11 protein-coding genes are annotated in these 13,819 nt (G+C 65.9%); 5 read left to right on the forward strand and 6 right to left on the reverse strand.

What is annotated here, in order from left to right; all coding sequences use genetic code 11:
- Nucleotides 1-86: 86 nt before the first annotated feature.
- Both DH08_RS13175 and DH08_RS13180 read right to left on the reverse strand, forming a co-directional pair.
- Complete coding sequence (locus DH08_RS13175; RefSeq protein WP_192179711.1) at nt 87-1,742, reverse strand: ABC transporter substrate-binding protein; 1,656 nt, start codon at nt 1,740-1,742, stop codon at nt 87-89.
- A gap of 193 nt (nt 1,743-1,935) precedes the next feature.
- Nucleotides 1,936-2,823, reverse strand: coding sequence for a LysR substrate-binding domain-containing protein (locus DH08_RS13180; RefSeq protein WP_192179712.1), 888 nt, complete (start codon nt 2,821-2,823; stop codon nt 1,936-1,938).
- Between the two features lie 169 nt (nt 2,824-2,992).
- On the opposite strand from DH08_RS13180, the gene DH08_RS13185 reads away from it, so the two are divergent.
- Genes DH08_RS13185 through DH08_RS13205 form a run of 5 tightly spaced genes read left to right on the forward strand, consistent with a single transcriptional unit; the run spans nt 2,993 to nt 9,450 of the window.
- Entirely contained in the window at nt 2,993-4,411 is a 1,419-nt protein-coding gene (locus DH08_RS13185) for an MmgE/PrpD family protein (RefSeq protein WP_345892385.1), read from the forward strand.
- A gap of 59 nt (nt 4,412-4,470) precedes the next feature.
- Entirely contained in the window at nt 4,471-5,379 is a 909-nt protein-coding gene (locus DH08_RS13190; RefSeq protein ID WP_192179713.1) for a dihydrodipicolinate synthase family protein, read from the forward strand.
- A 10-nt stretch (nt 5,380-5,389) separates the two neighbouring features.
- A complete protein-coding gene (locus DH08_RS13195) occupies nt 5,390-6,361 on the forward strand; it encodes a D-2-hydroxyacid dehydrogenase (protein WP_192179714.1) in 972 nt (323 codons plus the stop codon).
- A gap of 20 nt (nt 6,362-6,381) precedes the next feature.
- A complete protein-coding gene (locus tag DH08_RS13200; protein WP_192179715.1) occupies nt 6,382-7,923 on the forward strand; it encodes a trimethylamine methyltransferase family protein in 1,542 nt (513 codons plus the stop codon).
- A gap of 33 nt (nt 7,924-7,956) precedes the next feature.
- A complete protein-coding gene (locus tag DH08_RS13205) occupies nt 7,957-9,450 on the forward strand; it encodes an N-acyl-D-amino-acid deacylase family protein (RefSeq protein WP_192179716.1) in 1,494 nt (497 codons plus the stop codon).
- On the opposite strand, the gene DH08_RS13210 is transcribed toward DH08_RS13205, so the two are convergent.
- From DH08_RS13210 to DH08_RS13225, 4 genes are read right to left on the reverse strand one after another with little or no spacing between them, the layout of a single operon-like run.
- A complete protein-coding gene (locus DH08_RS13210) occupies nt 9,435-10,100 on the reverse strand; it encodes a cysteine hydrolase family protein (RefSeq protein ID WP_192179717.1) in 666 nt (221 codons plus the stop codon). The genes DH08_RS13205 and DH08_RS13210 overlap by 16 nt on opposite strands.
- A complete protein-coding gene (locus tag DH08_RS13215; RefSeq protein WP_192179718.1) occupies nt 10,097-11,377 on the reverse strand; it encodes a hydantoinase/carbamoylase family amidase in 1,281 nt (426 codons plus the stop codon). The genes DH08_RS13210 and DH08_RS13215 overlap by 4 nt, the downstream gene beginning before the upstream one ends.
- Complete coding sequence (locus tag DH08_RS13220; RefSeq protein ID WP_192179719.1) at nt 11,377-12,537, reverse strand: NAD(P)/FAD-dependent oxidoreductase; 1,161 nt, start codon at nt 12,535-12,537, stop codon at nt 11,377-11,379. Before DH08_RS13220 ends, DH08_RS13215 begins: the two co-directional genes overlap by 1 nt.
- Nucleotides 12,534-13,802 carry a Coenzyme F420 hydrogenase/dehydrogenase, beta subunit C-terminal domain gene (locus DH08_RS13225; RefSeq protein ID WP_246800815.1) on the reverse strand — a complete coding sequence of 423 codons (1,269 nt, stop codon included), beginning with the start codon at nt 13,800-13,802 and terminating at the stop codon, nt 12,534-12,536. Before DH08_RS13225 ends, DH08_RS13220 begins: the two co-directional genes overlap by 4 nt.
- Nucleotides 13,803-13,819 lie beyond the last annotated feature (17 nt).

Consider the following 13,819-nt stretch of genomic DNA (forward strand, 5'->3'; position numbering starts at 1 on the left):
GATTGTCCTGATTGGTTGGTGCCGTCGCCCGGCGAAAGTCCAGGGGCGATTGGAGGCCGTCCCTGGACCATTGCTGTCACCCTCGGCTACGCCTTGTCGAGCCAGACCTTGTCCAGCTGCAGTTCGAAGGTCTGATGCATCTTGAGGTTCTTCACATAGGCGGCGTGGTGACGGTAGAGCGAACGCCAGAACGACTGCACGAGAACGCCCGAGTCCTGGAGGATAAACTCGACGTCCTTCATCAGCTCCTTGCGGTTGGCCGGATCGGCGACGGCCAGTGCCGCATTGAGCTTCTTGTCGAAGTCGGGATTGGCATAGGCGGACTCGTTCCAGGCTTCGCCGCTGCGATAGGCGAGCGCCAGCACCTGCACGCCAAGCGGACGCATGCCCCACTCGGTGGTCGACCACGGATATTTGGTCCAGTCGTTCCAGAAGGACGTGCCCGGAATGATCGTGCGCTTCACCTTGAAGCCGGCCTCGCGCATCTGCGCGGCGACGACGTCGGCCGGGTCCTTCACATAGTCGGCATCGTAGGAGATGAGCTCGAACTCGTGATCCATCTGGCCGGCCTCGGTCATCAGCGCCTTGGCCTTGGCCAGGTCGCGCGGCACTTTCGGCAGTTCATAATATTCCGGATGGATCGGGCAGACATGGTGGTTTTCGGCGACTTGGCCGAGGCCGCTGTAGCCGAGCTTCAGCACGGTCTCGTTGTCGACGGCGAGCTGGATGGCGTTGCGCACCCGTTTGTCGTCATACGGTTTGTTGGTCACATTGGTGCGCAGCACGATCGTGCCGGCGGTGACGACGGATTCCTTGACCAGGCCCATGCTGTCGTAGAGGTCCACGGTGCCGCCGACCGTCTGGTAATTGCAGTCGATCTCGCCGGCCTCGAAGGCGCTGCCGATGGCGGGGTTCGAAGCGTCCGCCCCGTAGTCGGTCCAGTCGACACCGTCGAGATAGGTTTCGCCGCCGAACCAGGTGAAGTCCTTGCGCCGCCTGACCGAGGCCGACTCGCCGACCTTGTACGAGATGAGCTCATACGGGCCGGTGCCGGGCGTCTTCGTCATGTCCGCGCCATCCTTGTCGAAGTTGCGATGGACGATGATCGCCGGATAGTCGGCGAAGCCCGGAATGATGGTGACGTCGGACTGGCCGCATTTCAGCTTCACCGTATGGTCGTCGACCTTGGTGATGGCGCCGGCAATGGCCTTCTTGGTGGCGGGGTCGATCAGCGTGGCCATGCGGCCGGCCATCGAGTTGCCCTCGGCCGCCTTATCGCACCAGCGCTCGATGTTGACGATGATGTCGTCGGCGTTGAGCTCGTCGCCGTTCGACCATTTCACGCCCTTGCGCACATGCAGCGTGTACTCGGTGGCGTCGTCGCTGACCTCCCAGCTCTCGAGCAGATGACCCTCGAAGGTGAAGTCGGTGGTGTAGCGGATCATGTAGTCGTTGCACTGGCGCATCACGTTGGCCATTTCCGACCAGTCCCACAGGCGCGGGTCCTTCATATCCTTGATGATCATCTGCATCCTCAGGATGCCGCCCTTCTTGCCCGGCTCCGGGGCAGCGGCCCGGGCGGGTGCGATACCGGCCATCGAGTAGGCAAGCGCCGTGGAGGCGCCCATCGCGCTCGCCATGGCAAGAAATTCGCGGCGATCCATCCTGCCGCTTCTGACTTCCTCTGCGTAGCTTTCGATGACGGCCGGGACGCGGTCACCGTTGCTCTTGAAAATCGTCATTGTGATTCTCCGGTTTGGGCTTTCCGCCCGTTACATTCCCCATTGCGAGGAGAATGTTAGAGGCGATGCAAAAATCCCGGAAGGGCTCAAGCCCGAGCAAACCGCAGAAAACCGGCTATTGAGGCCTAATAAAACAATGCCATTGACGTCTCAAATTTTTTCGTGCGGAGGCGATCCCCGGCAATCAACAGCTTCAGGCGCTGTCCTCCTGGGCGCGCGAAAGGATCCATTCCCGCACCGTGCGCGCGATGGTTCCCTTCGAAAGCTGGTTCTCGGTGAGGTAGTAATTCCATGGGCTCGGCGGCCGGATCGGAAACGGTTCGACGAGCAGTCCGCGCCGCAGATAGGCATGGGCAAGCGAGCGCTGGGTCGCGACGAGCCCTGCCCCCATGGCGGCGAGTTCGAGCGCGATGTTGGATGCGTTCGTCGTCAGGCCCTTGTCGTATTCCTCCATGTCGACGCCAAGCGCCGACGTGACGACCTGCCAGTATTCCTGGCGGCCATGCACGAAGATCCAATCGACCTTGAGGATGTCCTGCGGCGCCTTCAGCGCGTGCTCGCCATCGAGCAGTGCCGGCGCACAGAGCAGAATCAGATCGTCATTCCAGAGCGGGATGCCCGCCGGCGGCCGGTCGTCGAAACGCCGCGTCGAAATGGTTATGTCGGCGATCTGTTCGCTGAGATCCTCCCAGATCGTGCCATGCAGCACGATCTCGATTTCGGGATGCTTCTTGCGGAAGGCGGCCATGCAGCCGGCCAGCCAGTTCTCCGCCAGGCTCATCGGGCAGGAGACGACCACGGTGCGGTTGCGCGACGAGGTGACGATCGCCTCCGTCGCCTGGTCGATCTGATCCAGCGCCTGGCGCAGTGTCGGCAGGAACGCCTCGCCCATCTCGGTCAGCTTGAGGCTGCGCGGGTAGCGTATGAACAGCTGCCGGCCGATATAGTGCTCGAGCGAACGGACATGCGTGCTGACCGCGGCCTGCGTGTAGCCAAGCTCCTTGGCAGCCAAGGTGAAGCTCAGATGACGGGCCGAACTCTCAAAGGAGCGGATATAGTTCAAAGGTGGCGGTGGCTTCATCTGCAGCTCCTGCGCTGTGCATGCGATACGTATCCCACGGATGGGCCGCCGTTCAATCGCGTGCAAGCGACGAGACGTAGATATTTTTGGCCAAAGCCGCCAAACTAATTGCGTGAAAGCACGATGAACCCAAATTAATGATGTCGTGACGACAGAGGGAGTGGAGCAAGTGGCAGTGTCGCCCCATCGGCGCGAAGGGCCTGACGCGAGCGCCGAAATTGCCGTTCGCCTGGCCGACTTCGTGTTGCGGCGGCCGGCTTCGGTTTTCCCGACAGCCGTGCTCGAACAGGCGCGCTACCTGCTGCTCGACACGATCGGCATTGCGATTGCCGCCGGCCCGATGGAAGCGGGCAGGATCGCCCGCGATGCCGCTACCCTGCTCTACGGCTCCAGCGACCCACAGCATTCGGCGCGCATGCTTTTCGATGGCCGCCGGGTCAGCATTGCGGGTGCTGCCTATGCGACGGCGACGCAGATCGACAATCTCGACGGTCATGACGGATACAGCCCGACCAAGGGTCATATCGGCGTGGTGGTGGTGCCGGCGCTGGCAGCACTTGCCGAGTCGCGTCCCGACCTCACCGGCCCGGAGGCACTGGCGGCCCTGGTGGTCGGCTACGAAGTCGCCGGCCGGGCCGGCATCGCACTGCACGCGACCGTGTCGGACTACCACACCTCAGGCGCCTGGAATGCGCTCGGCGTGGCCGCCGTGGCGGCACGCCTGCGGCGGCTCGGCGACGACCAACTGCGCGAGGCGCTTGGCATTGCCGAATATCACGGCCCGCGCAGCCAGATGATGCGCGAGATCGCCACGCCGACGATGCTGCATGACGGCTCCGGCATGGGCGCTTTGACCGGCCTGTCGGCCGCGGTGCTGGCCGAGCGCGGCTTCACCGGCGCGCCGGCGATCACGGTCGAGGCACCCGAGGTCGCGGCGCACTGGCAGGATCTCGGCGCCTTCTGGCAGGTGCTGCACCAGTATGTGAAGCCTTACCCGATCTGCCGCTGGGCGCATGCAGCCATCGACGCGACGCGGGGGCTTTGCCTGGCGCATCATCTGTCGCCGGCCGACATCAAGCACATTCAGGTCAACAGCTTCCACTATGCGGCGACGCTGTTCGACGGCATGCCGGACACGACGTCGAAGGCGCAATACAGCCTGCGTTTCGCCGTCGCGACCTTCATCATGCATGGCCGCATCGGGCTGGAGCATATTTCCGGCAACGGGCTCGAGGACGCTGCCGTGGCCGAGATGCTCGGCTGCATCACGGTCTCGGAATCAGACCGGCACAGCGCCCGCTTCCCGGCAGGCCGCTGGGCCGATGTCGTCGTCACCACGACCGACGGGCGGGTCCTGATGTCGGGCGACGTCCATGCGCGCGGCGGACCGGAAGCGCCACTGACAGATGCTGAAATCGAGGCCAAATACATGGAGTTCGCGGCACCTGTGCTCGGACAGGGCCGCGCCGGCGCGATCCGCGACGTGGTGCTGTCGCTCACCGACCCGGACAGCCTCTTCTCCGATCTCTCGGTGTTGCTCTACGATCCTCCGGTGATCACCAAGATGCATCAGCGGCCGGCGTGGTAGTGCCCGGACGGCAGCGGCGGTGGCCAGACACCGAACACCATCACGCACAGAGGACATCCATGACCCGCCCGCAAGGAACCATCGCACCGATCCTGACGCCGTTCGAAGATGACGGCAGCATCGCCCGCGACCTCTGGGTGTCCCACGCCAAATGGGTGCTGGACCAGGGCGCGCATTTCCTGTCGCCCTTCGGCACCACGGGCGAGGCGCTGTCGATTTCGCTGCGCGAACGCATGCAGGCGCTGGAATGGCTGGTCGAGGCCGGTATTTCGCCGGGACGGCTGATGCCCGGCACCGGCGTCACGGCGCTGCCTGAAACCATCGAACTGTCGGCGCATGCGGTCGGCCTCGGCTGCGTCGGGGTGATGGTGCTGCCGTCCTTCTTCTACACCGCCGCCGGCGACAACGGCCAGGCCCGCTACTACAGCGAACTGATCGAGAAGGTGGCGAACCCGGCACTGCGGATGATCCTCTACCACATCCCGCAGAACTCCGGCGTGCCGGTGAGTCCCGCTTTGACGGCCCGACTGAGCGAAGCGTTCCCCGACACCGTCGTCGCCTACAAGGACAGCGCCGGCGACTGGAACAACACGGCGGCGGTGATTGCCGCGGCACGCGAGGTCGCCGTGTTCCCGAGTTCGGAAGCGCAGCTGACCAAGGGCCTTGCCAGCGGTGCGGCCGGCTGCATCTCGGCGACGGTCAACCTCAATGCCGCTGCCATCCGGGCGGTCTACGATGCGGCGAGCGCCGGCAAGGATTTTGCCGAGGCGGATGCGGCGATCAAGGCGTTTCGCAAGGTGATCCAGGATGCAGGATTGATCCCGGCGATGAAGGCGGTGCTGGCGGTTCGTTCCGGCGACAGGCGCTGGCTGAACCTGCGCGCGCCGCACGAGAATGCGACGCTCGAAAGCGGCGAGAAACTGCTCGCCGCGCTCGGTCCTGCGGCCGATCACATTGGCCGGCGCTGAGACCGGCAGCATGTCCCCTCGCCCGTCCGTCATCCTGCACACCGACCGACCGGAAGCAGCACTTGCCGTGCTCAAGGAGGCGCACCCGGATCTCGCGGTGCATGCCTGCGACAGCTACGCCGCGCTGCCCGGGATGATCGAACACGTGGCGGCGGAAGTTGTCTATTCCATCCGCTTCGACGGCACGCCGCGATATCCGCGCCAGGCCCTGACCGAAAGCCCGACCGTGAAATGGGTATCGATCGGCGGCTCGGGCACGGATCACCTCGGGTCCTGGGATCCGAAACGGCTGACCGTCACCAATTCCGCCGGGGTCGCCGCCGGCATGCTGGCGGAATACGCGCTGGGCGCCATGCTGTCCTTCTCGCTCGACCTGCGCGGCTTCGAACGCCGCCAGCAGGCGCGCCTCTGGGGCGGCGGCGGCGGCGTCGAGCCGATCGAAGGCAAGACGGTTCTCATCATCGGATTGGGCAAGACGGGCACGGCCGTCGCCAACCGGGCGCAGGCGATAGGCATGCGCACGCTGGGTATTCGCGCGCGGCCAAAACCCATGCCGTGCCTCGACGAGGTGCATGGGCCGGACGCGCTGCTGGCGCTCATTGGACGTGCCGATTTCATCGTCTGCTGCGTGCCGCTTCTGCCCAGCACGCGGGGCCTGCTCGGCAAGGCGGCCTTCGCCGCGATGAAACCTTCCGCCGTGCTCATCGATATCTCGCGCGGCGGCGTGGTCGAGGAAGCCGCGCTGCTCGAAGCCCTCGACGGCAAGCGGATCAAGGGCGCGGCGTTGGATGTGTTTGCGACCGAACCGCTGCCGGCGGACCATCCGCTGTGGGGCTACGACAATGTCGCCATCACCCCGCATTGCGCGGCGGTCTATGACGGCTGGGACGTCAAGTCGGTGCGCATGTTCGCCGACAATCTGGCGCGCTACCGCAGCGGTGAACCGCTGGAGAATGTGGTGAACCCGGAGCGCGGCTACTGAGCCGAAAAGGGAAGAGATCGATGACGCAGGACAGGCGCGGCGGGGGCCGCAGGTCGAAGCTCGAACGCGGCGGCGGCGGCATCGCACAGCTGCCCTGGCAGCATGTCGAAAACCCCTACCCGCCGATGCAGCTGCTCGACGAGGAGCGGATGGAGCGGCTGCACGACACGTCGATGCGCATCCTGTCGGAGCTCGGCATCCGCGTCATGAGCGAGCGGGTGATGGACCTGTTCGCCGCCGCCGGCGCCATCGTCGACCGCGAGAACAAGACCATCCGGATCGACGAAAGCCTGGTGCGCGAAGCGCTGCGGGCGGTTCCATCCTCCTTCACGCTGAGCAGCCGCAATCCCGAGAAGCAGGTGCATCTCGGCGGCAATTCGCTGGTGTTCGGGCTGGTGGCCGGCCCGCCCAATGTGCATGACCGCATCAACGGCCGCCGCCAGGGCAATCTGCCCGACTACCAGAACTTCATCCGGCTGGCGCACCACTTCAATGCCATCCACATCATCGGCAACCAGGTGGTGGCGCCGATGGAACTGCCCGCCAATTCTCGTCATCTCGACACCTACCATGCCAATTTGACGCTGAGCGACCTCTCCTTCCACTGTACGGCGATCGGCCGCGCCAGGGCGATGGACGGCATCAACATGATGGCGATCGCGCGCGGCATCAGTGTCGAGGAGATGCGGGCTTCGCCGGGCGTGACGACGATCATTTCGATCAACTCGCCGCGCCTGTTCGACGACGCCATGGCCGAGGGCCTGATCGCGATGGCCGAGCATGGCCAGCCGGTGACCGTCACGCCCTTCACGCTGATGGGCGCGATGACACCGGTGACCTTGGCGGCAGCACTTTGCCAGCAGAATGCCGAAGCGCTGTTCGGCGTGGTGCTGACCCAGCTCGTCAACCCCGGCACGCCGGTGATGTACGGTGCCTTCACCTCCAATGTCGACATGAAGTCTGCGGCGCCGGCCTTCGGCACGCCGGAGAATGCCAAGGCCAACATCATCGCCGGCCAATTGGCGCGGCGCTACAACCTGCCCTACCGCACGTCCAATGCGAATGCGTCGAACGTGGTCGACCTGCAGGCCGCCTACGAGACGGAAATGGCGACCTGGGGCGCGGTGCTCGGCGGCGCCAATTTGATCTACCATGCGGCCGGCTGGCTGGAGGGCGGCTTGACGGCTTCCTACGAGAAGCTCGTCCTCGATGTCGAAATCCTGCAGAACATGATGGAGTTCCTGCGGCCGCTGCCGTTCCAAGAGGACGATCTCGGCTTCGAAGCGATCAAGTCCGTGCCGGCCGGCGGCCATTTCTTCGGCGCCGAGCACACCATGTCGCGCTACACGACAGCCTTCTACCAGCCGATGCTGTCCAACTGGCAGAACCACGGCGCCTGGCAGGAAGCGGGCGGCAAGGACGCGCTCGAACGGGCGACAGAACTCTGGCAGCAGGCGCTGCACGACTACGAGGAGCCGGTCATGGACGCCGCGATCCGCGAAGAGCTCGACGCCTATGTCGCGCGCCGCCGCGAGGAGATCGCTACCAATCCGGAAGGCTGACGGCCGGACTGCCGCAAAGAGGAAAATGCCCTGATGCCATACGACCTCGTCATCCGCCACGCGACGTTGATTTCAGGCGACGGTTCGGAGCGTTTTGAGGCCGACATTGCCATTTCCGGCGACAGGATCGCCGCCATCGGCGAGCTCGCTGATGCGCGCGGCGTGCAAGAAATCGATGCTTCGCGCAAGATCGTGGCGCCGGGCTTCATCGACGTGCACACCCATGATGACGGCGCGCTGCTGGCACCGCACGGCATGGACCCGAAGATCAGCCAGGGCGTGACGACGGTGATCGCCGGCAATTGCGGGATAAGCCTTGCGCCATTGCTGCTGGACAGTGCACCGCCGCCACCGTTCACGCTGGTCGGCGGCCAGGAGAATTTCCGCTTCGACCGCTTCGCCGACTATGTCGCCGAACTGAAAAAGCGCGGCATCGCCACCAATGCGGCCTTGCTCGTCGGCCACACGACCTTGCGCCAACGCGTCATGCCGGTCACCGACCGCGCCGCGAACGAAGCGGAGACCGCGCTGATGCAGGACGCCGTGGCGCAGGCGATGGCCGACGGCGCCTTCGGCCTCAGCACCGGTCTCGACTATCCGCCGGCCGTCAACTCCTCGACCGAAGAGGTCAAGGCGCTGGCGGCGACGGCGGCAAGCCTGGGCGGGCCCTATGTCACCCACACGCGCAATTATTTCGAGATGATGGACGAGGCGATCGAGGAAGCCATCGACATCGCCGACCATGCCGGCGGCAAGCTGGTCATCTCCCACCACCAATGCACCGGCCGCGCCAATTTCGGCAAGAGCCGGCCCTCGCTCAAGCGCATCGACCGGGCGCGCGAGACGATGGACATCGGCATGGATGTCTATCCCTATGCCGCGAGTTCAACCGTGCTCAGGCTGGAGCGCTGCGATACCGGGCTGAAAATCCTCATCACCTGGTCGACGCCGCATCCGGAAATGGCCAGGCGCGAAATCGCCGACATCGCGCGCGAATGGAATTGCACCGAACGCGAGGCGGGCCAGCGGCTGCTGCCGGCGGGCGCCGTCTATTTCCAGCTCGACGAGACCGATGTGCGCACCATCCTCGCGCATCCGCGCACCATGGTCGGCTCGGACGGCCTGCCGCACGACATCCACCCACATCCGCGCCTGTGGGGCACATTTCCGCGCGTGCTTGGCCACTATGCCCGCGATGTCGGCCTGTTCAGCCTGGAGGAGGCAGTGTTCCGGATGACAGGCCTGCCGGCGCGTGAATTCGGCATCCAGGAGCGGGGCACGCTGGCGGTCGGCAATTTCGCCGATCTGACGATCTTCGACGCGGAAAGGATCATCGACACCGCGACCTTCGAAGAGCCGCGCCAACCCGCCGCCGGCATCGAGCATGTCTTCGTCAACGGCGTGTCCGTCTGGCGCGACGGCAGGGCGACCGGGGCGCTGCCGGGCGCGGTGCTGCGTCCCTCTCCTTCAGCAGCGACCGTGAAGATCAGCGCATGCGGCTGCGGCGCCCATCATAGCGCTTCGTAAAGCCGGTCGACAGTTTCCAGCGTGTAGGTGAATTCCACCGGCCGCGTGCAGCGCCAGCCGTCGAAAGGCTGGCCGGCCAGCGCCTTCAGCGCCTCCGGCATGCGCAGGATACCGCCGCCATAGAGGCGGTTGGCCATGTCGAGCATGCCGGTGCGGTGCATAGCCTCGGTCATGCTGCCGCAGGCCTCCTTGACCAGCCAGACCCTGAAACCCTGATAGACGGCGTCGAACACACTCTCGGTCACGCAGCTGTCGGTCAGCACGCCGGTGACCAGCAGGTTCTCGACCTTGAGTTCGGTGAGGCGTTGCGTGAGATCGGTCCTGCGGAAGCAACTCGGCCAGTGCTTGTGAATGACGATATCGCCCGGCAACGCCGCCACCTCGGCGCAGATATCGGCGCCTTTGCTGCCGGCCACGGCCGAACGAAACTCCTCGGTCAGGATTTCCTCCTGCCTGGCATAGCCATCGCGCTCCTCCGGCTTCACCCAGGCCTGGGCGTGGATGACCGGCACGCCCGTCGCGCGGGCCGCCGCGATCAGGCGGGCGGCATTGGCGAGCACTGCGTCATAGCCGACGACCGGCCAGGCGGCGCCGGGGCGGTATTCGTTCTGCAGGTCGATGACGAGCAAGGCGGTCGCGGCAAGGTTCATGGCTGATCCAAATTGTCGAAGTCGGTGACGAAACGGAAAAGCAGACGGATCGCCTGGTCGAGATCGGCGATGTCCATCGCTTCATGCGGATTGTGGCTGCCGTTCTCGTTGCGCACGAACAGCATGGCGGTCGCGACGCCGGCGCCGGCAAAGGTAGCCGCGTCGTGCCCGGCGCCGCTCGGCACATGCGGCACACGCATCTGCAAGTCCTGGGCGGCGCGGTCGAACCCGGCGATGAGCGCCGGCGACATGGTTGCGGGCTCCCAGGTGAAGCGCGGCCCGGCTTCGAAGGTGACGCCTCGCCTGGCGCCGACCTCGGCGAAGAGCGCCTGAAGCCTTGCCTCGATCCGCTCCAGCACGGCGGCGTCGGCGCTGCGCACATCGAGCGTGAAGCGCAGCTCGCCGAGCACGCGGCTGCCGCCATGCTGGCTTGGATCTGATTCCACGCGGCCGAAGGTGATGGTGGCCTCATGGCCGTCGCGTTCGAGCGCGTCCCACTCCGCTTCCAGCCCGGCGACCAGATCGGCGAAGCCCAGCACGCTGTCATGGCGGGCAAAGCGCGGCTCGGCGCCGGAATGGCCATAGGCGCCGAGACACTTCGCATCGACATAGCGAAAGCCGCCAGCGATCCCGGTGACGATGCCGACCGGCACATCTGCAGCCACCAGGCGCGGCCCCTGCTCGATATGGACTTCGACGAAGGCGGCGATGCGGCCGGCGTCGATGCCGGCAACGCCACGCCGCACCGCGTCAGGATCGAAGCCTTCCTCCCGCATATGCTCGGCCAGCGTCCGGCCGCTGTCGGAGCGCCGCGCTTCCAGCGCCCGCGGCTTCAGCAGACCCAGCGCCGCCTCGCTGCCGGGATAGGACAGCGGAAACCACGCGGCTTCCTCGGCGCGGGTCGCCAGCAGGATCAGATCGCGCGGCGGCTGCATGTTCTGGCCGACTAGCTCGGCCATCACTGCCAGCCCCGCGACAACGCCGGCGGCGCCATCGAAATTGCCGCCATGCGGCACGCTGTCGAGATGCGAACCGATGACGATCGCCGGCAGCTCCGGATTGCGGCCCTTCAGCGTCAGAAAGAGATTGCCGGCGGCATCGACACGCGCTACGGCGCCGAGCTTTTCTGCTTCCTCGCGGACCATTGCGTGGGCAAGCCGCTCACCCGGACCATAGGCGACGCGGGTTATGCCTGGTGCGTCGGCAGTGGCTTCGGCCAGCCTGTCCAGCACCTGCCCTGCCAGCCTGCCGCCCGCCGTCAAACTGGCACTGGTCATCACGCGGAAGCTCTCTGAAGGTCTGCGCTCCGCAGCCGCTGCGGCGTCAGATCGGCCAGCGCCACGCCTTGCCTGGCGACATCATCGGGAAGGCCGCCGCCAGCCATCAGGCTGGCACAGACGCGCGACAAAGCCGGTGAGGTCTTGATGCCGTAGCCGCCCTGCCCGACCAGCCAGATGAAATCCGGGACCTCGTCATCGGGGCCGACCACAGGCGACCCGTCGGCGACGAAGGTCCGGAGCCCGGCCCAGGAGCGCGACACGCGCTGCACCTCGATCGTCGTCGCCTGGCCGAGGCGCTCGGCGCCGATGGCGACATCGATATCCTCGGCATAGGCATCCATCGGCACGGAGGGCGCCGCATCGGCCGGCGAGACCAGCAGCTGGCCAGCATCCGGCTTGAAATAGAATTCGGCGCCGACATCGTTGACCAAAGGCCAGTCGGTGATGCTGACGCCGTCGGGTGCCGGGATGTTGAAGGCGGTGCGGCGCTTCGGCTGCAAGCCGATCGGGCGCACGCCGGCCATTGCCGCGATTTCATCGCCCCAGGCCCCGGCGGCATTGACGATCCGTGGCGCAAGGAACGTCCCTGCTAGCGTTTCGACCCGCCACTGGCCGCCATACCGGCTGATGCCGGTGACGCCGGCATTGGTGACGATCTTGGCGCCGCACGCACGGGCACCGCGCAAAAAACCCTGGTGCAGGCCGTTGACGTCTATATCCATCGAATGCGGTTCGATGTAGGCGCCGGCGAGATAGTCGGCGCGCAGCACCGGCACGCGTGCAATCGCCTCGGCCGGCGTCATGGCGACGATCGAGGGGACCAGCGCCTGCGCCGTCTCCAGCTCCTGGTGCAGCAGGTCGAGTTGATCGCTGCGCGCCACCGTGATCATGCCGCGCTTGCTGAGCAGCGGATAGTCGCAGAAGCCGGCCGGCGGCTCGGTCAGGAACGCCCGGCTTGCCAGCACGATCCGGCGGATGACGCCATTGCCGTAGTTTTCGGTAAAGCTCGCCGCCGAGCGGCCGGTGGTGTGGTAGCCGCATTGGCCTTCGCGCTCTAGCAGGATCACCTTGGCCGAACGGCTGATCTCGAAGCCGGCGCCGGCGCCGGCGATGCCGCCGCCGATGATGATGACCTCGGTCTGCTCGGCCGCGCTCATAAAAGACCTTCCTTCAACATGGCTGCACCGGCATCGTCACGCGATACGGCAGGCGGCTCGCCCAGGCGTCCGCGCCGGGCACGGTCGCGGGCGCCGCGGCCCTCGGCGAGATTGTCCGCGAGCGCATTCTGCCGGGCGCAATCCTCCAAGGCCAAATCAATCACCACGGGCACAGGCTTGCCTGCGATCTCGATGCCCTTCAGCCGCGCCCACACGGCGCGGCGCTTGCGCACCTGATGCGATTGCAGTTCGCCGAGTTCGGCAAAGCTGGTCTCGCGCTTGAGCGCCAACGCGCCGGCGGCAACAGCCGCATCGAACAGCTCGAGGCCACGCCTGGTGCGTACGATGATGCCGTTGAGCGGTTCGTCCTCGACCGCCGGCCCGCCATTCAGCCAGGCGTCCGAGACGGCGATATCGGCCACCTGGCCGATGGCGTCGGGGCAGATCTTGCAGCGCGGCTGGATCATCCATTTGTCCTCGTCTTCCCACAGCTGCCTGTAGGTGATTTCGAAGACGCGGCCATCCTTCGCTTCGATCCGGTTGAGGCCGGGATTGCCGTACCCCCGATAGCGGAACAGCGCGAGCTCATCCTCGCGCAGCCCAAACCGCTGCAGCACCTGTTCCGATTTCGACAGGTCGGAGGCACCGCCGCAGACGAAGGCCAGCGCATAGCGCATCAGCTCGTCGACGCGCGGATCGAGCCGCGCCAGATTGCGCACGGCGGTGACGTCGCAGGGCTTTGCGATCAGCGCGAAGGGTTGACCGCGATCGAGGATTTCGCTGAAATCCACCAGCGGCGCCGCAGGCCCATAGCGCGAGCCCGCGCCTTCGAGCACCGAGGCGGCGTCGAAGCTTAGCCGGCGTTCGCTGCGCATCGGCTTGGAACGCGCGGCGGCTACATGCAGCACGAACTTGACGCGCCCCGAATTCAGCAGGAATTGGCCAAGTGCCGTCAGCACCCCGCCGCCCGAGCCACGGAACCGCACCGTCGGATCGTCGGCGTGACCGAGAACCAGCCGCTCGGCAGGCCCCCAGACGGTGTCCATCAACTTGGCATTATTTGCCTGTTCCGGTGGCGGACCCGCGATCCGTGTCCCCGGGCAAACGGCGTTGATCCGCATCAGCGTCGACTTGTCGAGTGCCCGCCGGGCCACCGGCCGCTCGCGTCCTTCCGGCGTCATGACCATCTCGACCATGCCGGGGCCGGCAAGCGACCGGCACAGCCCGCAGCCGATGCACAGCCCGTTCTCGACGATCTCGCTCAAGGACAGGGGATCGGCCG

Source organism: Mesorhizobium amorphae (assembly GCF_014843845.1).
Lineage (GTDB): Bacteria > Pseudomonadota > Alphaproteobacteria > Rhizobiales > Rhizobiaceae > Mesorhizobium > Mesorhizobium amorphae_A.

Coding starts and splice junctions, on each gene's coding strand:
- DH08_RS13175 (WP_192179711.1), bottom strand. CDS start 1,742: ATGACGATTTTCAAGAGCAACGGTGACCGCGTCCCGGCCGTCATCGAA.
- DH08_RS13180 (WP_192179712.1), bottom strand. CDS start 2,823: ATGAAGCCACCGCCACCTTTGAACTATATCCGCTCCTTTGAGAGTTCG.
- DH08_RS13190 (WP_192179713.1), top strand. CDS start 4,471: ATGACCCGCCCGCAAGGAACCATCGCACCGATCCTGACGCCGTTCGAA.
- DH08_RS13195 (WP_192179714.1), top strand. CDS start 5,390: ATGTCCCCTCGCCCGTCCGTCATCCTGCACACCGACCGACCGGAAGCA.
- DH08_RS13200 (WP_192179715.1), top strand. CDS start 6,382: ATGACGCAGGACAGGCGCGGCGGGGGCCGCAGGTCGAAGCTCGAACGC.
- DH08_RS13205 (WP_192179716.1), top strand. CDS start 7,957: ATGCCATACGACCTCGTCATCCGCCACGCGACGTTGATTTCAGGCGAC.
- DH08_RS13210 (WP_192179717.1), bottom strand. CDS start 10,100: ATGAACCTTGCCGCGACCGCCTTGCTCGTCATCGACCTGCAGAACGAA.
- DH08_RS13215 (WP_192179718.1), bottom strand. CDS start 11,377: ATGACCAGTGCCAGTTTGACGGCGGGCGGCAGGCTGGCAGGGCAGGTG.
- DH08_RS13220 (WP_192179719.1), bottom strand. CDS start 12,537: ATGAGCGCGGCCGAGCAGACCGAGGTCATCATCATCGGCGGCGGCATC.